Here is a 23,924-nt window from a genome sequence, read left to right on the forward strand (position 1 = left end):
CGTAGTTCTTCGTAAAGCGTATCTGAAGTATATAATGTTCTTTTATATTAATATCAAAATCTCATTAGTCGGTAAAAAAGAGTAGGGAATTTCTAAGCATAAAGACCTGTATAAATAATATATAATTAGCAGGCATATAAAAATATATTGCCCGCTAATTGTATAATTTTACTAACTTATTTAATTGTTAGATTCGCCTATTTTTCCTGCTTCAATATCTTTAATTATTTGAGCATATTTTTCTTCTGTTATTTCATATTTTTTTACCAAAATCATTCCAAATATTAAGAATATAACAGGTCCAATACCAAACATCAAATTGAGCATCTTTAAAGTATATGGAGTTTGCTCTACATTAGGTACATAATTAGATATAGCCAAAACAAATCCTATTACGCCTCCAGAAACAGCCAATGCAATTTTATAAGCAAAAGTATTCAAAGCAAATAATAGAGAATCTGATCTTTTACCCAATTTCCAGTGACTATATTCAGCAGTATCTGCCAACATAGAAATATTAGCCAAATTAAGAGCTGAAATAGCTATACCTGCTAATATTAAAGCAGCAACCAATAATATAATGTTTTTTCCTAAGAAATATTTCATAAAACAGCTAATAATTAATCCAATAAAACCTAAATTGCTGACAGTCTTTTTACCTAATTTTTCAATTATTTTTGGAAGGAACATAAAACCAAGTAATCCTGATCCCATAGTAATAGGCATTAAATAAGGTATTAGTTCTGGTTTTTTTAGGAAATATATAATCCAATATGTAGTTACACCTGAAGTCATTTGCATACCAAAATCATAAGCTATTCTAATCCAAACAACTTTCATAAAAGGTTTATTAACTTTAAGTATATTAATATAATCTTTAAGTTTATTCACAGGTAATTTGCCAAGATCTCTTTTTTCTTTAACATTAGCAAAACATAACCAAGAACTTATTAACGATATAACAGATACTATTATACCATAATACATATAACCTTTACCAACATTTCCTCCTCCTAATGATTCTACCATAGGTATAGTTAATGAAGCTGCTAAAACAAAAGCTAAAAAGGCAAACCATCTCTGAAAAGCCAATATAGAAGTTTTATCTTTATCATCAGTTGTAAAAGTAGGCACCATTGACATCATAGGTATATCCAAAGCTGTATAAGCCATACCTATACCTATATATGTTATATAAGCCCATACAATTTTTCCTGCATTAGATATATTTACAGGTATAAGCATCATAGTAAATGTGATAGCTGCAAATATAGGGACAAATAATAAATATGGTCTATATTTACCCCAGCGCGTATTTGTTTTATCTGCTATAACTCCCATCATAGGGTCATTAATAGCATCCCATAATCTAGCAACAAAAAATAATGTTCCAACAGCAAGAGCACTTATTCCAAATACATCAGTAAAATATATCATCAAGTAATATGAAATAAAGCCCATATATAAATCTTTTCCTAAAGAACCTACTCCAAAGAAAAATTTTTCTCTAATAGTCAATTTATCCATAAAATTCTCCCTGTTTTTCATAATGATAATAATGAAATTATTACATTAATTTTTGAAAAACCTTATTTATATCTTTATTATCCATTTTTACAGGATTTAATCCCATACATCCATGATTCATAGAATCTTTTGTCATAATTTCGATTCCATCATCTGTCATAGAATATTCTTTTAGATTCATTTCTATACCTAATTGATTAAATAACTCATCTAATTTATTTTGCAAAATAGAAACTGCCTCTTCAATATTGCAATTTGATTTATCCAAATAATCAACTAACATTTTTAAATTATGTTTTTTATCTCCCGCATAATCTAAAGCATATTTCTGCAATACTCCGCAAGCTAATCCATGAGGCACATTATATTGACTAGTTAATTGACAGCCCATAGCATGCCCCATAGTTCCGCAGCAATGACTCATGGCAATACCTGCTAATGTAGAAGCAAAAGACATATTACTTCTTGCCTCTAAATCATTGCCGTTTAATCTAACCTTATTTAAATTATTAAATATTAATTCTATTGCATTAATAGCTAAAATGTTTGTAAACGGATTTTCTATAGTAGAAACTAATGATTCTAAAGCATGACTAAGAGCATCTAAACCTGTAGAAATAGTTACGGCACTTGGCATACCAATAGTTAAAACAGGATCAACTATAGCTATTTTTGGACAAATTAAATCAGATGTTATAGAATCTTTTAAATGAGTTTTTGAATCTGATATAACAGCATATTTTGAAACTTCTGAACCTGTTCCTGATGTTGTAGGTAATGCTATTATTGGTATTGTTTTTTTTATTTCCAATTTATTAGGATTAGAATCAAGATACTCTGTAATATTTGTATTAGTATTAGCAACAACAGAGGCAGCTTTAGCTATATCTATAGAACTTCCTCCGCCAATAACTAAAATAGTATCTATATTATTAGATTCTATATATTTCGCTAAATCCATAACTTGTAAATTGGTTGGGTTAGGAGTAACTTCAGAATATATATACTTTATGGAATTAGATTTTATTATATCATTTGTATATGCTTGATTAAGTAAAAACTTATCTGTTACCAATAAAACATTATTTTGTGATAATTCTTTAATATACTTATTGATTTCTTTATATTTATTTTCACCAAAAATAATTTTAGTAGGTAATAAATATTCAAAATTTACTAACATAAATAACTCTCCATTAATTCATCTTGGATATCATTTCATAAAATAATTCATTAAATTTTTCTAAATTAATTATTTTTGTTGGTATATCTACAATATTAACTTCATCATCTGATCTGCTTCCATCATCAACTTGTAGCCAGCCTGTTTTCATGTTATCTTCTATTTTTACTATACGTTTATTTTCAGTTGTAAATAATTCAGGATTTGTTAAATATATAGCCGTACATAAATCCCAGTTAATGAATACTTTTCTGTTTCCATACTGAGCATTTATATCATCAATCCAAGCAGCTAATATAGGTTTGCTCCATTTCATAAATTTAGTATCCATATCCAACATACCTTCAAGGTCTTCTAATTTATAAATAGCATCTTGAGTACATTGAGAAGTTAATATTGAAAGGTTAGGGCAATTATAAATTACTTTAGCTGCTGATTTATAATCTATAGAGAAATTTAATTCATTTAATAGAACACCATTCAAATATAAAGGCTCTAAAATTCCTCCCATTATTATCAAGCGTTTAATTTTTTTAAAGAAATCAGGGTCTTTAGTATATGCCCCAGCTATATTACATAATGAACCTATAGCCAATACAACAATTTCACCCTTATTCTTATTAACTGTATTTACTAAAAAATCTACAGCTTCACTATTATAATCTTCAGGAGTTCTTCCGCCCTTATAAAAAGGCACATCAGTTATATCCAAATCTTCGAACATTTGTTTTGTGTTATAATACACAACATGTTCAGCATTATTGGCGAATGTACAAGTTATTCCCAATAAATCAATGTCTTTGTGAGCATACAAATAAGCAAATGTTAAACCATCATCAATATCACTTCTTTTTACTCCCATTGTATTATCACAATCTAAAATTACTTTTGTCATTTTGACCTCCAAAAAATATATATATATAATTATTTTTTAATTATTTTTCCAAGTTTCATAAATAGTTTTAAAAATTAAATATATAGAATAACTTCCAGCATCCATAAAACCTATACTGCGTTCTTGTAAAAATTTTGCTCTTCCCTTAGTGGCTTTCATATTTATAGTAGCATTAGCTCCATTTAATGCTCCTTGCTGTGCAATATTCATTGCTTCTACAAGGTCATTGCCATTATATTTTTCCAATTCATCAACTGCTCCATATAAAGCATCTACCATAGTTTTTTCACCTCTATTAGTATTTGCCATTTCATTAATAGCATGAATTGTATTTAGTACGCTATCTTTAAAAGTTTTGACATTTAATTGTTCATTGTTTAATGTTATAGCCATTTGTATAAATAATGTGCTAAATATAGGACCGCTTGCACCTCCCATACTTCCTAACATGGCATAACCAATACTTTTTACAACTTCTTTGTCTGCTACATTAGAATCTAATTTTTTTATTTCTTCGTAGGCGGTTCTGAAACCTCTTGAAATTGTTAAACCATGGTCTCCGTCTCCAGCTTCGCAGTCTAATTTACATAAATATTCAGCATTTTCACTGAATACTGTATCTAAATTTTTAGATAATTCTATGAACTTGTTCATTATATTATTCTCCTAATAATTTTTTTAAATAGTTGTATCCTTTTTTTGCCTCAGCAAATGGATCTTTATCAGCATTCCAAATAAATAAAGCATCTCCAACCTGAGTACCACTCTCTACAAAAGTTTCCATATCTAAGTATCCGTTATATTTATTTTTATTCAAAACCTCTATTAATTTATGCCAATCAATATGTCCTGTACCTGGAACGCCTCTATGATTTTCTGTTACATGAACACAGCCTATGTAATTAATATATTTATCTACGCTTTCATATATATTATTTTCTTCTATATTCATGTGAAATGTATCAACTAAAAGCTTAACATTATCAAGTCCTATCATGTCTACAAACTCAGCGGCTTCTTCAACTTTATTAAAAAAATCTGTTTCAAACCTGTTTATAACTTCAACATTCAATCCTACGCCTTTACTTTTAGCATATTCACCAACTTCTTTTAAAACTTCACTAGAATTTTTCCATCTTATTTTTCTGCTTTCTTTAGAAAAACCCTGCCATGGTGCATATAATACTCCATTAATAAATAAAGCCTTAGCCCTATGTGCCTTATCTACAGCATTCTTAAGATAATTTAATGCATTGAGTCTTATATCTTTATTAACGCTGCTTGGATCTGTTTCTGGAGATACTCCTGTTCCGCAAATTATTTCTAGACCTAAATTTCTTGCAGCATCAAAAGAATTGAATAATTTTTCTTCGCTAGCTCCATAAAGAGAAATTTCAACTCCATTAAATCCTATATCTTTCACCTTACCTAAAGCTGGTATAATGTCATCTGTCCATTCTTTGCAAAACATAGACATATGTACTGCTATTTTCATTTAAAGTCCTCCTAATATTTAATTTTTATAAATTATTTTTTGGAATCTAAAACTTTAGATATGGATTGAGCCATTATTGTGTTTTCATATACAATAGGTCTATTCATATCATCATATCCTATAAAAGCTTTCATTATTACAGGCTTATCACTGTCTATATTCAATATGTTGGCTTCTGATTCGTTTATATTAATTGATTCTTCAATATCAATTCCTTTAGAAAACTTTAACCCAAAATTTAATTCAAGAACCCTAAATATAGATTGTGTAACCCCCGCTACAGAAAAATACTCAGGTGTTAAATCTGCAGCATAAATACAAGGAATATAAGATCTTGTTATCCAAATAGGCTGATTATCTATATACCTAATCCTCTCAAAAAAATAACATTCATCTTTTTCTTTTATAGATAAATGTTTAGCAACCTTACTATCACTTTTAACAATCTTAAATTTATTAATTTTTGTAGTAGGCTTATGTCCCGCTTTTTGAACCTCTTTGCTGAAACTTCGCATCCAAGTCCAATCTTGAGTATACAAATCATTAATAAATGTACCTACGCCATGAACAGTTCTTATAATACCTTCTTCATGTAAAAGTTTAAAAGCTTTTCTAACTGTTACTCTGCTAACGCTATATTCCTGCTGAGTTTTTAATTCGCTGTTCATTAAAGAACCTCTTTTCAAAGTTCCGTTTTCTATTTTCTTTTTAATATCCTCAGCAATAACTTTATATTTAAATGAATCTGAATCTTTAATAATCTTAGTCCACCTTTTTACAATATTTATTTGCTATATCTACTATATCACTATATAATGTTCTCATATCTCTAAGATTATCAGAACATACATAGTCATTCCATACACTTCTTCCAACCGCATAACCTGAAGCTCCTGCTTTACCAGAAATTTCAAGCTGCTTTTTGAATTCGCTATTTGTTATTCCTGAACTTAATATAATCCATACAGTATTAATTAAATCATTAATACTTTTACATCTATCAAAATTCTCTTCATAAGAAAGATTATTTATATTGCCAGGAAAAACAAGCTTATAAACATCTACCTTATATTTTGAAAGCCTTTTCAACATTCTAATAGTTAAATCATAATTATCAGGGCTTTCCTTGTATAAAATAGGTTCAAGCATAAAAGGAATATTATGTTTTTCGCATTCATTACTAACATATTCTACAATTCTATCTATATCATCAGAAAATTTCATATCAGGGTGATAGTAAACAAATAATTTAATCATATTGCATCCATCTTCTGATAATTTTTCTATTGATACTTTTTTAGTAAGATAATCATCATTGATGGTTTCAATATTATAATTATTATTTTCTATCCCTACCAACACTTCTCCTATATTAATCTCATCTATTATTTTTGTTCCATTAAAAAAATAATAAGTATCTATCAAAACGGCAGAAGTTAAATCTTTTATTTCATTTATCAGCCTAAGTTTTTCTTTAAGAACAATATCTTTATTACTAATATCCGCTCCCTTCATTTTGCATGTAAATACATCATGGTGGTCTATAGCAAAAATATGAAATATGCCGTTTTTTAAAAGTTTTTTTAGCTTATAATTTTTTTCCATTTAAACTCCTTTCTCTAACTTTATTGTTTTTATGTTCATTCTTTTAGCAAAAGTTCTTATTCTTTTCTCTATATGTTTAGGGCATATAATCAAATGATGTTCTATTCCGTTTTCAAAAATAGTATCTACTACTTGATTTACACTGTACTTTTCTCCTTCCTGAGAAAAATCTGTAAAAAATCCTCTAGTACCGCTATATCCTTTATTAGATTTTACTATATTTGCATCTACAGCAAGAATTCTCCCGTCATTGCTATATCTTATTATAGAGGCTTCCTGAGGTTTAAAAGAATAATCATAAGAAAGACCCATTAATTCTCTATTTGGATTTTTTCTGTCAAGCATAGGATGTGATATTATTCTTACATCTTCATTAGGCTGAAAATCCTTGCTTCCTATACCGCAATGCCATAATAATAATTGATTTGTCTTGCTATTTAAACTTGTTAAATCCATCAATGTAGGATTAGAATTAGATAATTCCTTAGCAATTAAAAGAGAAACAGCACCTCCTATATCACCCTCACAAGCTACAGGAACACCTAATTCATTACCAATTAAACTATATAATACACAAGGAACTATTTGTAATGTATCTTGAAAATCAGGCCAGCAAGTACCTGCTATACAATCTATGGCATTTTCTTTTACATATTGTTCAATAACTATATAAGCTTTTGCACTATTTATTAGAGATTTTTCTAATGCCTCAAATTTATTACAAGAGTTTAAAATTAAGTTTTTTGCTCGTTCTATATCATCTTCTTTTAATAACTCTATTTTTTTCATGATATAATTAATATCTATTTTGTTAAATCTCATATTTGGAAAATATTCTTTAAGATGATTGTTTTCTAAATTATAAAAAGTAGGGGCAACATCTCCTATTATACCAATTGTAGAATTAGAAAATTTATTTATAGCTTTAGATACAATGATATTATCTAAAAGTTTAATATTTAACGAATTATCAAATAAATTACCATAATACCAATCTACTTTTACCTTATTTTTAAACTTTCTCATAGCAATACTAGCAAAAATATTAGCAGAAACAGCAGCATTTAATTGAATATCTCCATCTTCAAATGGCTCTTCTTTAAACCAAACTCCTATAGAATAATTGGTATTTTCAAAAGCCATCATGATATCTCCAGAAGAAAAATCTGCAAGCATTATTAAAAGATAATCTATTTTCTGCTGTTCAAAATATTTTCTAGCCTGATAAGCTTCTTCTCCTGTTTTTATTGGCCCATAAGTTATTAAATCAATATTATTATCTTGACTAAATTTAACTATTTCTTTCATAGCTTTTTTATCAATCTCATGATAAATACCATAATAATTATCACTATTTGTTGTCAACATTCCTAACTTCATATATTATCTCCTAAATAATGGGCTGTCAGCCTTATAATCATAATATTTTAAAATTTCTTCATCTGCTTTACAAATTGCTATTGAAAAACCAGACATCTCTTGAGTTGTTACATAAGTTCCAACCCAATTCCTAACGATTTTTATGTTTATGTTATGTAAATATTTTTCTATTTCATTATATATAATAAATAGTTCCATATAAGTCATAGAACCAGCATTATTAAGAAGAACTAAAACTTCATCATTTTTATTAAAAGGCTTATCATCAATAATTCTATCTAACATATACTTTACCAATTCACAAGCCGTAGGCAATTTCATTTTTCCTGTTCCTGCCTCACCATGAACCCCCATACCAACTTCTATTTCATCATCTTCTAATTCAAATGTTTTTAAGCCTGTCTCAGGATGCGTACCGCTGTTAATAGCAACACTTAAAGTTCTTGTGTTGTCTCTTACTCTTTGTGCAAACTCTATAAGTTTTGATATTTCCATTCCATCTTCAGCAGCAGCACAAGTTAATTTGAAAGGAAAAAATAAACCTGCTGTACCTCTTCTTTCACTCTCCATACCTTTAGGGGCACTTGAAATATCGTCCCATAAAACAACCATTTTTACTTTTATTCCTTCAGCTTCTGCTAACATAATAGCCATTTTACTATTTAAAATATCACCAGCATGAGAAGATACAAGTATCAAAATATTTTCATGTCCGTCGCTATGCAGTCTCTTTATAGCTTTTATCATCTCTAAAGGAGAAGGAGCCGTAAATATTTTTCCGCATACATTAGCATCGAATAGTCCCTCACCAACTAAATCTATCATAGCAGGTTCATGACCAGAGCCATTACCAATAATAACAGCTACTTTATTACTGTCTTTTTTATTTTTACGGTACAATATATTACCATCCAATAAAATTACCCTGTCGCTATTAGATTTCTGATATCCTTCCAACATTTCAAGTAAAATATTTTCCTTACTATTAAGTATTTTTTTCATGTTTGTTTCTCCATTTGATAAGATAGCAAAATGTTTAATTAAATAAAAAATAATACATGTATTATATACATGTATTATATACATGTATTACTCATTGTCAATTAAAAAGCAGAAAAAATCTAAAAAAATATCATATTTTTTGTTTAGAGAAATACTCTGAAAGCAGAAAATAATTTTTTTGTGAATACATGTTATTATTTTTTACTATATTTTTATATTAATAGCTTAAAATTATAAAAATATAATCAACTGTATTTTTGTGATAAATTTGTAGGCATACTATATATTTTTTACTTGATGATACTAAAAAAATAATGATAATATTAAATATGATAAATTAAAATTGTAATATATAAATAAAAAAACTGACCTACATTAACAAACATAAGCCAAGTTTTTAATTACTATTTGTGGTGGTTTTGCACACACATCCATATTTCTTTTTGCTACCGAATGAAGTATATTTAGGTATGACCCAAAAAGCAAAAGGACTGCATTCCTATTCAAAAAATATAGTTATTATTTTAAATTTATACAATCTTATAGATATAAAGTAAAAACATTTGCACTTTTTGGTTCTTTTTGCGGCGGGAAAAAGAACAATATAAAAATTTACAAAATATAGTTTTTTATCTTAGTAATAAAATAAAAAAACTTGACTTACATCAATAAACATAAGCCAAGTTTTTAATTATGAAATATTATTAAAAATTATAGAGAAGCCAAAACTTCCTCTATACCTTTTAATTTATCTTCAAACTCTTTTTTCTTTCTGTTTTCTGTGTCTATTGCTTCTTGTTTAGCTTTACTCATAAAGTTTTCATTAGAAAGTTTTTTGTTTACAGCTTCCAAATCTTTTTTGTAGCCTGCTGCTTCTTTTTCTAATCTTTTCTTCTCTGCTTCTAAATCTATTATGCCAACAAGATTAACATTGATTTCACCGCCTTCAAACACTTTAACAAATGAACCCTTATTTCTCTCACTATCTTTTGAAGAGACTATATTCAATGATTCTGTAAGTGAAAGTGCTGATATAATATCCTTATAGCTTTCAGCAGTATTTTTGAAATAATCTGAAGTATAGCGAATTATTACATCAAGTTTTTTGTTCGGAGGCAAATTAAATGATGAGCGAGAATTTCTTATTCCTGAAACAATGTCTTGAATTAAATTGAAATCTTTTTCTATGTCTTCAAATATATATTTAGCATTAGATTTTGGATACTCTCTAATCATCAATGCCTTTGAATCAATATTATGTTTTGGTAAATTAGAATAAATTTCTTCTGTTATAAATGGCATAAATGGGTGAATCATAGCCATTGATTCTTCAAGTACATATAAAAGAACAGCAATAGTTTTTTCTTTTTTGCTTTCGTCTTTCAAATCAAATTTACTTATCTCTATATACCAATCGCAAAACTCATTCCAATAGAATTTATAAATTGTCTGAGAAGCTTCATCAAATCTATACTCTTTTAATTTTTGAGTAGTTGATTCAATAGCCTTTTGAAGTCTTGATAATATCCATTTATCTTTATTTTCAAGAGTGTAGCTGTCTAAATCTTTTATATCAGCATTATCTTCAATGTTACCAAAAATATATTTAGCACTATTGTAAATTTTATTAGCAAACTTTCCGCCCATTTTGAAAAGTTCTCTGTCAAGCCAAATATCCTGACCGCCTAATGAAGTTATGAATGATAAAGTAAATCTAAATGCATCGGCTCCATGCTCATCAATAATTTCTATAGGGTCAATACCGTTTCCTAAACTCTTAGACATCTTCCTTCCGATTTTATCTCTTATAAGCCCATTAAGATAAACATCTTTGAAAGGCACATCATTCATAAAATGAGTTCCTGCCATAATCATTCTTGCAACCCAGAAGAATAATATATCATAACCTGTAACAAGTGCAGTAGTAGGGTAGAAATATTCTAATTCCTCATTTTTCTCTGGCCATCCGAAAGTAGAAAAAGGCCATAACCAAGAAGAAAACCAAGTATCAAGTACATCTTCATCTTGATGAATATTTTTAGATTTACACTTAGTACATTCTGTAATATCAGTTTTTGATACCATCATCTCGCCGCAGTCATCGCAGTACCAAACAGGTATCCTATGTCCCCACCATAATTGTCTGCTTATACACCAATCTCTAATATCTGTCATCCAGTGATTATAAGTATTAATCCATCTTTCTGGATATATTTTTGTATTTCCGTCATTAACAGCCTTGTATGCTTTTTCTGCTAAAGGCTTCATTTTTACAAACCACTGATCACTGTAATATGGCTCTACAACATTATGACATCTGTAACAGTGTCCTACTTGGTGTTTAATATTATCCTTTCCAACAAATGCTCCAATAGCATCAAGTTCTTTTATAATTAAATCTCTTGCCTCTTTAACAGTTTTACCTTGATAATTAGATGGAGTGTTTTCATTAAATGTGCCGTCTGCATTAAGTATATTTATTATTTCTAAATTATGTCTTTGGGCTATAGCAAAGTCATTAGGGTCATGAGCTGGTGTGATTTTTAAAGCTCCTGTACCAAACTCTTTATCAACATAAGTGTCTTTTACAAGTCTTAATTTTCTGCCAACAATAGGAAGTATTAAAATGTCTTGTTCTGTAAGATGTGCATATCTTTCATCATCTGGGTGAACAGCAATAGCAACGTCTGCCAAAATAGTTTCAGGTCTTGTAGTCGCTATTTCAATATATTCATCTTTTCCTTCTATTTGATATTTAATATGATATAAAGCACCAGCAACTTCTTCGTGCTCTACTTCATCATTAGCTAAAGCAGTACCGCAGCTTGGACAGTAGTTAATAAGATATTTTCCTCTATATATTAAACCTTGATTATAAAGCTCAACAAATACTTCTCTAACAGCATTGCTTAAACCTTCATCAAGAGTAAATCTCTCTCTATCCCAATCGCAAGAACAGCCTATTTTCTCTAATTGCTTTACTATTATAGAGTGATGCTCATTAGCTACTTCCCAAGTTTTTTTAACAAACGCCTCTCTTCCTAAATCATATTTATTTTTGCCTTCAGCTTTTAATCTTCTTTCAACGACATTCTGAGTAGCAATTCCTGCATGGTCAGTACCCGGCATCCATAAAGTGCATTTTCCAAGCATTCTATGGAATCTTATAAGTATATCCTGAAGCGTATTATTGAGTCCATGTCCCATGTGAAGTACGCCTGTAACATTTGGAGGAGGTATGACTATAGAATATGGTTCTTTATTTTTATCCATAACTGCATGAAAAAATCCGCTACTTTTCCAGAAATTATATAATTTGTCTTCAATGTTCTTAGGAGTGTATGCCCCTTCTAAAGTATGTTTCATATTCTTTTTTCCTCCAATGAATCAATATAATAATATTCAAAATTGATATGATATTTTATACTATATGCAATATTTTTCAATTATTAATTTTTATTTATGTGTTATTGCATTTTATTGAAATAATAAAAAATATATTTATAGCATATAAAATTAAATGATATTTTATAATTATTTGAATTATCATAAAAAACTTACTATACTAATATATAATAAATAATTATAAAAAAGAGGATAGCATTATGCTTAAAAAAATATTTATACTTTCTGTTATTACAGCCATTATGGCAATATCATGTAATAATAAAACTGATACAGCTTCATCAGCAGAGCTTCCTGTAATAGATGAAAATACTGAAACAGAATTAGAAGTGTGGGGCTGGAATGTTGCTGCTCGTGCATTAACAGAAATGGCGGATATATTTATGCAAAAATATCCAAAGATAAAAGTAACCGTTCAAGAATTTGGAGGCGTACAGGCTTATGAAAAATATGGAGTTGTATTAGCATCAGGAAAAGAAATACCAGATATAATGCAAATAGAGAGTGATTATGTTCAGACTTATACTGAAACATATCCTCAAAGATTTATGGATTTAAAAAATTATATAGATATAGAAGGCAAAGTAGACCCTTCAAAACTTTCTACTAGTTATGACAGTGAAGGAAGATTGGTTTCTATACCTTGGGATTCTGGTCCGGTGGTAATGTTTTATAGAGAAGATATGTTTAAAGATGCTGGAATTGACCCTAACTCTATAGTAACTTATGATGATTTTATTAAAGCAGGAAAACAGCTTCAGGAAAAATTTCCTAATGTAAAAATGACAGGTTTCCCATACAGCAGAGATGATAATTTGTGGAGATGTTTATTAGTACAAAATGAAGTATATTTTTTAAACGCTCAAGGAGAAATTACTATTTCATCTGATAAAGCTGTAGAAAGCATATCTATGTTAAAAAGATTTATAGATGAAGGCATAGCTATGAATACAGTAAATTGGGATAGTTCTATAATGGCAAATAAAAACGGAGATATAGCTTCATATATAATGGGCGGCTGGTGGGGCGGCACTATAAAAGACCAAATGCCTGAGATGAAAGGTAAATGGAAAATTATGCCTATGCCAGCATATACTGAAGGAGGAGTTAGAGCTTCTTCTTTGGGTGGTTCTGATTTAACTATTACAGCTACTGACCCTATTAAACAAGCTGCGGCAATAGAATTCCTTAAACAAACATTGATGAATGTTGATAATCAGATTATAATGTATGAGAAATATGGGCTATTCCCGTCATATTTGCCTGCTTATGATGACCCAAGATTTTTGAAGTCTGATGATTATTTCGGAGATGAATATAATAATATTTTAGCAAATGTTACAAAAGAAATACCTCAGGTAATATATACTACAAAAGATTATGCTGAAATTAGAAGTGTTTCTATGAGTACTTATGAAGAGGTGTTGAATAATAATGCTGATATAAAACAAGCCTTAGAAAATGCTGCAAATCAAATAAGCAGTTCTACAGGAAGAAAAATAGCAAAATAATGATAATTTTTTATGATAGTATTTTTCAGTTTATGTATTTTGTAATTTATATTGCATAAAAATAGTATGAGTAAAAAATAATTATTAAATTTAATAATTGCTTTTTATATAAAAGGTGATTATAATAAAAGTAGCTAAATAAACAGAAGGAGTGTTGTTATGGCTAAAAAAAAATTTTATAGTTTTTTGTTAGTATTGGTTGTAGTTTTTATGTGGGCTTGTTCTGGCAATAAAGAGGCTGGGCAAACGGCGTCTAAACTTCCAACAATAGATGCTAATACAGAAACAGAGATAACAGTGTGGGGATGGAATGTTGCTGCTAAAGCTTTAATGGAAACAGCAAAGGTGTTCAATGAGAAGTATCCAAAAATAAAAGTAAATGTACAAGAATTTGGATTGGCTCAAAATGTGTACGAAAGGTATGGCGTAATATTGTCTTCAGGAAATGGGGTTCCTGACGTAATTCAGATAGAAAGTGATTATATACAAACTTTTGCTGAAACTTATCCGCAATATTTTTTTGATATGAAAGACTATATAACTATTGACGGGGTAGTGGACCCATCTAAAATTGCTTCAAGTTATGACAGCACAGGTAAATTAGTATCTATACCTTGGGATTCTGGTCCTGTTGTTATGTTCTACAGAGTTGATTTATTTAAAGAAGCAGGAATTGATCCTAATACTATAGTAACTTTCGATGATTATATTGCTGCTGGAAAAAAACTTCAGGCAAAATTTCCTAATGTATATATGACAGGTCTTCCTTTCACTCAGGATGAAAATTTATACAGAGCATTATTAATAGCTAATAAATCATATTATTTAAATGATAAAGGTGAAATAACTGTAGCATCTCAAAAAGCAATAGAAACTCTTCAAATGATAAAAAGACTTATAGATGAGGGTGTTGCTAAAAATGTTGTTAACTGGGACGGTTCTATAGTAGCTAATAAAAACGGTGAAGTTGCTTCATACATAATTGGTGGATGGTGGGGCGGTACTATAAAAGACCAAATGCCTGAAATGAAAGGCAAATGGGGAATTATGCCTATACCAACAGTTAGCCAAGATGCTGTTAGAGCTTCTTCATCTGGAGGTGCTGGACTTTCTATAACTGCTACCGATCCTATTAAACAGGCTGCTGCTTTAGAGTTTATAAAAGAGAGTTTAATGAATGTGGATAATCAAATTATGATGTATGAAAAATTTAGCTTATTCCCTTCTTATCTTCCTGCTTATGATGATGAAAGATTCTTAAAAGCTGATGATTATTTCGGAGATAATTTCAATAAAACATTGGCTGATGTAACTAAGCAAATACCTAATGTTATATATAATTCTGATGACTTTGCTGAAGTTAGAAATACTGTTGTAAGTGTTTATGAAGATGTTATAAATAATAATAAAGATATAGCTTCTTCATTACAAGATGCAGCAAATCAAATAAGTTCTGCTACAGGAAGAACTATAGCTAAATAATTTTTATTATTAAATATTGTTAATAAAAAATGGCCTTAAAAATATACACTATTATATTTTTAAGGCTTTATTATATAAAATATTTTTAAAATAAATCTGTAAGCTTAAAACTGAAAATTATAAATACTAAAAATGTATAAATAAATCTGCTGCTAATTTTATTGTAATTTTGGTTTTCAAAACTAAGTTTAATTTCTATCATATCATCATGTTCAATATCTTCATCAATATCTGCTGACATTGAAAATATATCATCATCATTTGATTGAAATGTATATGTTATAGTATCTCCAAACTTATCATGAATATACATCTCATATCTTTTTGCAAAATCCTTAAAAGTTCCGTAAGTCCCCTCTATGATTGATAATTTCTTTATTTCTTTTTGCAAGTTCTTCTTATCTAATTTAACTAATGCTAATTGCTCTAAAGGCTGCGATAACTGATAATCTTTAAGATGCTTTATCCATTCATTTACAGTTTTATCGTCCATTTCTACAGGGCTTGCTAAACCAACAAAATTATCAGCATCAATTTTTATTTCTTTATTTTCAGAATCTACATATTTATCTTCGCCTAAATATCTAAATGTTGTTATAATTTTTTTGTCTTTATCATATAAGTTCCATATTAAAGTCGATGCAAATTTGTTCATTGAAAAATTATCAATAAAATATTCTCTAAATAAATCATAACTATATATTTCCCCGTCTATTAATATGATGCTTAAAAGATAAGAATTTGCCCTCATAAACTTATGTATTTCTTTTTCTAAATTTTTTATTTCTTCTTTTAAATCTTCATTAATTTTTTTAGGTGTGCTTTTTAATATTTTATTATTTTTTATATCAAAAAAACTTAAAGAATAATCACTATTTAAAATTAATTTATAATCTTTATTAAACTCTCTTTCACCTTTAGAATTAAATCCCAAATTTGGCATACACTTTAATTTAAACTCACTATAGCTAATATTCATTTTTTCAAGCACTTCATCAATAATTTTAGAAGCTTCTTTTTTTATATCTTTTTTCTTTGTAGTAGTATATATTTCATATAACAATTTTAGAGCATATTTATGTTTGATATTAAGTTTTATTAGTGAAAGAAAAAAATTAGAATCGAATTTTAATTCATATATATCTTTTAAAGCTTCATCTCCACCATATATCCCATAAATTAAACAAGCAGCATCTCCTTTATTTTCTAAATAAAACTCTTTAATTTGTTTTACGAATGTTTCTATATCAAGCAAGTTTACTATATCATCAATTCTTTTCAGCCTTATAATATTACTCAAAGATAAATACTCTGAATATATATACTTTATAACTTTAATATTTACTTCTCTTGATTTATCTTTTATTAAAACATTACTTTTATTTATAAACTTAAGTCTCTTATCTTCTTTATAATTATTTTTTATATAATTTTCTGCATCTTCTATAGTTGCAAAATTATCTTCAGAAATTGAAAGCTCTTCTCTAAAATCACTTTCAATTTTTTTTCTTAATTTTACAATTTTTTTATTTTTATCTTTAAGTATTAAATTATATATTTCTTTTGCATTATTATTTGTTATAGTTATATAATTTTCTTTAGGATAAAAAACTTGCATATATACTTTAAGTCTTGTATGTAATTTTTCCTCATCATCGCAAAAAGTACCAACTTCCTGCAAATTATCTAAATTCCAATTTTCTAAAGATTCATAACAATCATACTTATAAGCAAATCTAAATAGTCCCGCTGCAGTTATTAATTTTTGCGTATTCCATTTATCAAGAGGCTGATTAAAACTTTGTGCCATATAAAACATCATATCCATATTTTCTACATTAGATACATTCCAACTATTTAAAGGCTGATTAAATTTCATGCATGAGAAAAATGTCTTTTCCATGTTTACAACATTAGAAGTGTCCCATTTATCAAAAGGCTGATTTAATTTTTCGCATTGCCTAAACAAAGAATCCATATTTGTAACATTAGAAACGTCCCAATCATTAATATTCTGATTAAAAGCATCACAATATGCAAACATACTTGATAAATCTTTAACTTTATTTATATTCCAAGTATTTAAAGGCTGATTAAATCTTTTTGCCCTAATAAACATATTAGACATATCTTCAACATTAGAAGTATCCCATTTATTCAAAGGCTGATTAAAAAATTCACATTCCTGAAACATTCCTCTCATATTTTTAACTTTTGATGTGTTCCAGCTATTTAAAGGCTGATTAAACTCTTTGGCACCGCAAAACATAAAAGCCATATCTTCAACATTAGAAACGTCCCAATTATCCAAAGGCTGATCAAAATTAGAACAATAAGCAAACATATTATTCATACTTCTTACTTTAGATACATTCCAATTACTTAAATCCTGATCAAAATCTATAGGTGAGTATCTTACAAGCATATTATAGCCCATATATGCAAACATCATATCCATATTTGTAACATTAGAAACATCCCAATCTTCTATGCCTTCAAAATCTTTTCTTTTACTTTCATAAAAAAGTTTACTCATATCTGTGATAAGACTTGTATCAACATCATAAAGTTTTATACCATCAGTAAATACTAATTTTTTTAATTCTGTTTTTGTTGTTGGTTTATATTTTTTCATAACTTCTCCTAAAGATAGTTATATAATTTTATCATATATAAAAATTTTTGTGTTTCATAAAAAATTTTAAAATAATTATTAAAATAAATCTGTTAATCTAAAATCCAAAATTATAAATACTAAAAAAGTATAAACAAATCTATTGCTTATTTCCTTTTTAGCTTTTTTAAAATCAATAGTAATATTTACCAAATCATCATATTCAATGTCTTCATCAATTTTTGCAGACATAGTAAAAATATCCCCATTATTTGCTGTAAATGTATATGTTATAGTATCATTATCTGCATCATTGGTATGCATATCATATTTTTTAGCAAATGCCTTAAAAGCTCCGTAGCTTGTATCTATATTTTTTATTTTCTTTATTTCTTTTTTTAGATTATCTTTATTTAATTTTATAGATGTAAATTGATTTATAGGCTGTGATAATCCATTATCTTCGAGCAGTTTTTTCCATTTAGTTATAGTATCCTCGTCCATTTCTATAGGGGTTGCCAAACTTATAAAATTATCAGTATTAATTTTTACTTTTTTATTTTCACAGTTTGAATAGTTTCCATCATTTGTATATATAAAAGTTGTTATAAAGTTCTTATCTTTGTCATATAAGTTCCATATTAAACCAGAACTAAATTTATTCATTAAATAATTGTCAGTAAAAACTTCTTTAAATAAATCGTAGCTTAATATATCACCATCTATTAACATAATATTTAAAATATGCGAACTATAATTAATAAACGTCTCTGCTTCTTTTCCTAATTCTTTTATTTCTTCTTTTAATTTCTCATCAATATTTTGAGGTACTTTTTTTAATTCTTTATTATTTTTTATATCAAATAAACTTAAAGAATAATCATTGTTAACAATTAATTTATAATTTTTATTTAATATTTTTTCACCTTTAGAATTAAATCCAAAATTAGGAGTACATCTTAATCTAAATTCAGTATAGCCAATATTCATTTTTTCAAGTAATTCATTAATCATTTTTGCTGCTTCTTTACGAATTGCACTTTTATTTGTATTTATATATATTCTATATAATAAACTCTGTGCGTATCTGCTTTCTATATTGAAGCTTATCATTGTAAGGAGATTTTTTGATTCAATAGTATAAATTAATTCTGATATTTTCTCTAAAGCTTTATCTCCTCCATACATAGCATAAACAAAAGCAGTAATATCTTCATCTTGATTTTTTAAATAAATCTCTTTAGTAAAATTCACAAATGATTTTAAATCAAGCAAATTAACCATATTATCAATTTTTTCTAATCTTTTAATAGTTTTCTTTAAAGACAAATATTCTGAATATATATATTTTATGAGATTGATATTTACTTCTCTTGATTTATCTTTTATTAATACATGACAATTCTTTATAAACTCAAATTTCTTATCATATTTTTTAGTATTGTAATTTCTTTCAGCATATTTTTCTGCTTTTTCTATAGTTTTGAAATTATAATCATTTGTAACATACGAAAGCTCTGATGAGAAATCAGTTTCAAGTCTTTTTTTCAATCTTACAACTTTTTTATTTTTATCATCTGCAATAAGCTCATATATTTCTTTAACATTAAATTTTGTTATACTTATAATGTCGGCCTTAGGAAAAAATGCCTGCCTATATACTTGAATTCTTGTAGGTAATTTATCTATATCCTTATCATCACAAATTATACTTATAGCTTGTAAACTGTCTAAATTCCAATTTGCTAAAGATTCATAATGATCAAACTTGCGTGCATAGGCAAACAACAACATTACACTAATGACATTTCTTGTATCCCATTTATCAAGAGGCTGATTAAATTCTTCTGTAAAAGCAAACATATGCTCTATATTTGTTACTTTAGACATATTCCAGCTATTTAAAGGCTGATTAAATTTACCGCATGCTCTAAATGCAAATTCCATACTTTCAACATTAGAAGTATCCCATTTATCTAAAGGCTGATTAAAATTTTCACAGTCCGAAAATATATGTTGCATATTTTTCACATTAGATACGTCCCAATCATTAAGAGGCTGATCAAAAGCTTTACAATAACGAAACGTCTTTGATAAATCTTCAACATTAGATACATTCCAATTATTTATATTCTGATTAAATTTCAAAGCCACATTAAACATATTAGACATATCTTTAACATTAGAAACATCCCATTTGTCCAAAGGTTTATTAAATGCTTCACAGTTATGAAACATATCGCTCATATCTTTCACTTTAGATACATTCCAATTATTTAAAGGCTGATTAAACTTTTTAGCACCCAAAAACATGCCAGACATATTTTCCACATTTGAAACGTCCCATTTATTTAAAGGCTGATTAAAATATGTACAACAAGCAAACATATAAATCATGTTTTTCACTTTTGATACATTCCAATTATTTAAATTAGAATTAAACTCTGTCATTGAATATTGTCCCAAAACATTGTAGTCCATATATGCAAACATATAAGCCATATTCTCAACATTAGAAGTATCCCACTCTTCTATGCCTTCAAAATCTTTTCTTTCACTTTTATTAAAAAGGTCGCTCATATCTGTAATAAGACTTGTATCAATATCACTAAGTTTTATACCGTTGTTGGTGAATACTAATCTTTTTAATTCTTCTTTTGTTGTTGGTTTATATTTTTTCATAAATTCTCCTTAATGTTGTTTATATAATTTTATCATATATTAAAAAAGTTGCGTTTTATCAAAAATCAATATTTATTGTTTTCTTATTTAACTTTTTGGTTCTTTTACAAAGTCCGCACTGTGTAAGTCGGGAAAAAGAACAATAAAATTAATAAGTTTTTATTATTTGTGGTGGCTTTGCCCCCACACCCCCACTTCTTTTGTTGGCACAAAGAACCAAAAAGACTGCATTTAATAAAGTATAGCTTTTTATGTATATATAAAATATATATATTATTTTATATATACCAAAGATATAAAGCTAAAGCATTTGCACTTTTTAGTTCTTTTACCAACTCCGCAGAGTATAGCTGCAAGAAAAAGAACAATAAAAAAAATTATGTTTTATAAACAATTTTAAAATAATTATTAAAATAAATCTGTCAATCTAAAATCATGAATCATTAATATTAACAAACTATAAATAAATCTTTTACTTGTCTCTTCTCCATTTTCAAAATAAATATTAATTTTTACTTTATCGCTATAGCTTGTATTAGCATTAACATCTGCAGTTATTAAAAAACTATCCCCATCATCTGACTCAAAGGAATATGATTTAATAACTTTATATCCTACAAAATCTGCATCCATATCATATCTGCTTCCAAAATTCTTAAAAGTAACATAACTTATTTCCACATTTTGAATCTTTTCTATTTCCTTTTGCAAATTATTTTTATCTAATTTTATAAGTGATAATTGTTCTAATGGCTGTGATAATTCATAATCCCCAAGTTGCTTTCTCCATTTAGATATAGTTTCATCATCCATTTCAACAGGACTTGCTAAACCTACAAAACTATTATCATCAATTTTTACTTCTTCATCATTACAGTTTGAATAGCTGCCGTCTCCTGAATATCTAAAGGTTGTTAAAAACTTATAATCTTTATCATACAGATTCCATATTAATGTTGAAGCAAACTTATTCATCATTGCATTATCAACAAAAACATCTTTATAAAAATCATAACTGTATGTTCTGCCTTCTATTAATAAAACACTTAAAAGATGAGAAGTATTTTTTATAAAGTCAGCAACTTCTTTTCTTAGATTTTTTATCTCTTCTTTTAAATTCTCATCAAAGTTTTGAGGAATCTTTTTTAATTCTTTATTATTTTTTATATCAAATAAAGTGAGAGAATAATCACTGTTTAAAATTAATTTATAATCCTTATTTAAAAGCATCTCTCCTTCAGAATTAAATAATAAATTTGAAGAAAATCTTAATTGAAACTCATCATAGTCAATATCCATTTTTTTCATCACTTCGTCAATCAATTTATCAGCTTCATAACGAACTTCAGATTTTTTTGTGCTTGTATATATTTTATATAATAACCTAAGTGCATATTTGCTTTCAATATTTAATTTAATTATTAAAAGAGAAAGTTTTGTATCTTGTTCTTTTTTATATATATTATATAAAGCTTCATCGCCTCCGTATATTCCATAAATAAAAGCAGATGTTTCTTTATTAGTTTCATCATAAATATTTTTAGTAAAATTTATAAATGATTCTTTATCAAGTAAATTAACTATATTATCAACTTGCACTAATTTTTTAACATCTCTTTTAAGAAGCAAATATTCCAAATATATATATTTTAAAACTTTATTATCAACTTCTCTTGATCTATCTTTTATCAACACCTTATAATCATTTATAAAGCTTACCTTTTTATCATCTTTTTTATTATAATTATCTTCAACATACTTTTCTGCTTCTTCTATTGTTTTAAAATTATAATTATTAGTAACCGATGAAAGCTCTTCACTAAACTCGCTTTCTAATCTTTTTTTTAATGACAAAACTTTTTTATTTGTATCTTTTGATATAGCATTATATACTTCTCTTACATTCTCTTTTGTGATAGTTAAATAATCTTTATAAGAACCATAAAATGCTTGAAGATATGCTTTGATTCTTAAAGGCAACTCTTCATATCTGCCAAAGCATAAATTACTCATTTCTGATACTTTACTTAAATCCCAATTTGATAATGAGTCAAAACTATTATAACCTTTGGCAAAGTCAAACATTCCAAACATAGTTTTTAATTTTTTTGTATCCCATTTATCCAAAGGCTGATTAAAAGATTCAGTACCGCGAAACATACATTCCATAGTTTTTACATTGGAAACATTCCAGCTATTTAAAGGCTGATTAAACTTTAAAGCCTCATTAAACATCTCATTCATATTTTCAACCTTTGAAGTATCCCATTTATCGATAGGCTGATTGAATACAAAAGCACTTCTAAACATACCTTCCATAGTTTTTACTTTAGATACGTCCCAATCATTAAGAGGCTGATTAAAATTAACGCATATACTAAACATATAACCCATATCTTCAACTTTACTAATATTCCAATTACTTATATCTTGATTAAAAGCTTTAGCATAATTAAACATAGCCCTCATAGTTGTAACATTAGAAACGTCCCATTTGTCTAAAGGCTGATTAAAACTTTCAGCAACTTGAAACATACCGCTCATATTTGTTACATTGGATACATTCCAACTATTTAAAGGCTGATTGAATTTTTTACAATTATCAAACATTCTAAACATATCCTCAACATTTGAAACGTCCCATTTATCTAAAGGCTGATTAAAATCATTACAATAATAAAACATAAAACTCATATGCTTAACTTTAGATACATTCCATTTGTTAAGATTATGATTAAACTTAGCTTTGGAACGGCTTTCAAAACTATCATAACTCATATATGCAAACATATAAGACATATCTTCAACATTAGAAACGTCCCAATCTTCTATGCCTTCAAAATCTTTTCTGCTGCTTTTATAAAAAAGCTCGCTCATATCTGTTATAAGACTAGTATCTACATCATAGAGTTTTATTCCGTCAGTATATACTAATTTTTCTAATTCTTCTTTTGTTTTTGGTTTATATTTTTTCATAAGTTCCTCCTGAATATGAGTTTACATAATTTTCATTTAGATAGTATATATGATATTAAGTGAATTTCTATAATAAAAAATGATTTTATTTATTATTTTTATAGTTTTCTATATAAAATTAATATGTTTGTTGTGAAATTTAATTATATAAATTTGCAATAGTAAAC

Annotated in this window: 15 protein-coding genes; 2 read left to right on the plus strand and 13 right to left on the minus strand. The window is 27.4% G+C overall.

All coding sequences use genetic code 11. The annotated features are described in order from the left end of the window. Positions 1-180: 180 nt before the first annotated feature. From R4I97_RS09580 to R4I97_RS09625, 10 genes are all read right to left on the minus strand, one after another. Entirely contained in the window at positions 181-1,527 is a 1,347-nt protein-coding gene (locus tag R4I97_RS09580; RefSeq protein ID WP_335784817.1) for an MFS transporter, read from the minus strand. 40 nt (positions 1,528-1,567) lie between these two features. Further along, the gene (locus R4I97_RS09585; protein WP_335784818.1) at positions 1,568-2,710 is read right to left on the minus strand and encodes an iron-containing alcohol dehydrogenase; all 1,143 of its coding nucleotides are present in this window, start codon (positions 2,708-2,710) and stop codon (positions 1,568-1,570) included. Between the two features lie 13 nt (positions 2,711-2,723). Next, positions 2,724-3,605: a nucleoside hydrolase gene (locus R4I97_RS09590; RefSeq protein WP_335784819.1), complete on the minus strand. Its 882-nt coding sequence runs from the start codon at positions 3,603-3,605 to the stop codon at positions 2,724-2,726. A 36-nt stretch (positions 3,606-3,641) separates the two neighbouring features. Further along, positions 3,642-4,259, minus strand: coding sequence for a dihydroxyacetone kinase subunit DhaL (gene dhaL, locus R4I97_RS09595; RefSeq protein WP_335784820.1), 618 nt, complete (start codon positions 4,257-4,259; stop codon positions 3,642-3,644). Between the two features lie 4 nt (positions 4,260-4,263). After that, positions 4,264-5,100: a sugar phosphate isomerase/epimerase gene (locus R4I97_RS09600; protein WP_335784821.1), complete on the minus strand. Its 837-nt coding sequence runs from the start codon at positions 5,098-5,100 to the stop codon at positions 4,264-4,266. A gap of 32 nt (positions 5,101-5,132) precedes the next feature. After that, on the minus strand, positions 5,133-5,888 hold the full coding sequence (locus tag R4I97_RS09605; protein ID WP_335784936.1) for a GntR family transcriptional regulator: 756 nt from the start codon (positions 5,886-5,888) through the stop codon (positions 5,133-5,135). Beyond that, positions 5,863-6,705, minus strand: coding sequence for a hypothetical protein (locus tag R4I97_RS09610; RefSeq protein WP_335784822.1), 843 nt, complete (start codon positions 6,703-6,705; stop codon positions 5,863-5,865). Before R4I97_RS09610 ends, R4I97_RS09605 begins: the two co-directional genes overlap by 26 nt. Further along, positions 6,706-8,085, minus strand: coding sequence for a hypothetical protein (locus R4I97_RS09615; RefSeq protein WP_335784823.1), 1,380 nt, complete (start codon positions 8,083-8,085; stop codon positions 6,706-6,708). Positions 8,086-8,088: 3 nt separating this feature from the next. Continuing rightward, positions 8,089-9,087, minus strand: coding sequence for a dihydroxyacetone kinase subunit DhaK (locus tag R4I97_RS09620; protein WP_335784824.1), 999 nt, complete (start codon positions 9,085-9,087; stop codon positions 8,089-8,091). A gap of 711 nt (positions 9,088-9,798) precedes the next feature. Further along, complete coding sequence (locus tag R4I97_RS09625) at positions 9,799-12,453, minus strand: valine--tRNA ligase (RefSeq protein ID WP_335784825.1); 2,655 nt, start codon at positions 12,451-12,453, stop codon at positions 9,799-9,801. A gap of 239 nt (positions 12,454-12,692) precedes the next feature. On the opposite strand from R4I97_RS09625, the gene R4I97_RS09630 reads away from it, so the two are divergent. Continuing rightward, positions 12,693-14,003, plus strand: a complete 1,311-nt coding sequence (locus tag R4I97_RS09630; RefSeq protein ID WP_335784826.1) for an ABC transporter substrate-binding protein — start codon at positions 12,693-12,695, stop codon at positions 14,001-14,003. A 159-nt stretch (positions 14,004-14,162) separates the two neighbouring features. Continuing rightward, complete coding sequence (locus R4I97_RS09635) at positions 14,163-15,485, plus strand: sugar ABC transporter substrate-binding protein (protein WP_335784827.1); 1,323 nt, start codon at positions 14,163-14,165, stop codon at positions 15,483-15,485. 85 nt (positions 15,486-15,570) lie between these two features. Here R4I97_RS09635 and R4I97_RS09640 read toward each other — a convergent pair whose 3' ends face one another. The 3 genes from R4I97_RS09640 to R4I97_RS09650 all read right to left on the minus strand — a co-directional run bounded on the left by R4I97_RS09640 (position 15,571) and on the right by R4I97_RS09650 (position 23,757). Then, positions 15,571-18,120 (minus strand): BspA family leucine-rich repeat surface protein, encoded by a 2,550-nt coding sequence (locus R4I97_RS09640; protein WP_335784828.1) that lies wholly within the window; start codon positions 18,118-18,120, stop codon positions 15,571-15,573. 78 nt (positions 18,121-18,198) lie between these two features. Next, entirely contained in the window at positions 18,199-20,781 is a 2,583-nt protein-coding gene (locus tag R4I97_RS09645) for a BspA family leucine-rich repeat surface protein (protein ID WP_335784829.1), read from the minus strand. 408 nt (positions 20,782-21,189) lie between these two features. Beyond that, the gene (locus tag R4I97_RS09650; RefSeq protein WP_335784830.1) at positions 21,190-23,757 is read right to left on the minus strand and encodes a BspA family leucine-rich repeat surface protein; all 2,568 of its coding nucleotides are present in this window, start codon (positions 23,755-23,757) and stop codon (positions 21,190-21,192) included. Positions 23,758-23,924: the final 167 nt, after the last annotated feature.

Origin of the sequence: Brachyspira pilosicoli, assembly GCF_036997485.1 — a bacterium.
Classification (GTDB): Bacteria; Spirochaetota; Brachyspiria; order Brachyspirales; family Brachyspiraceae; genus Brachyspira; species Brachyspira pilosicoli_C.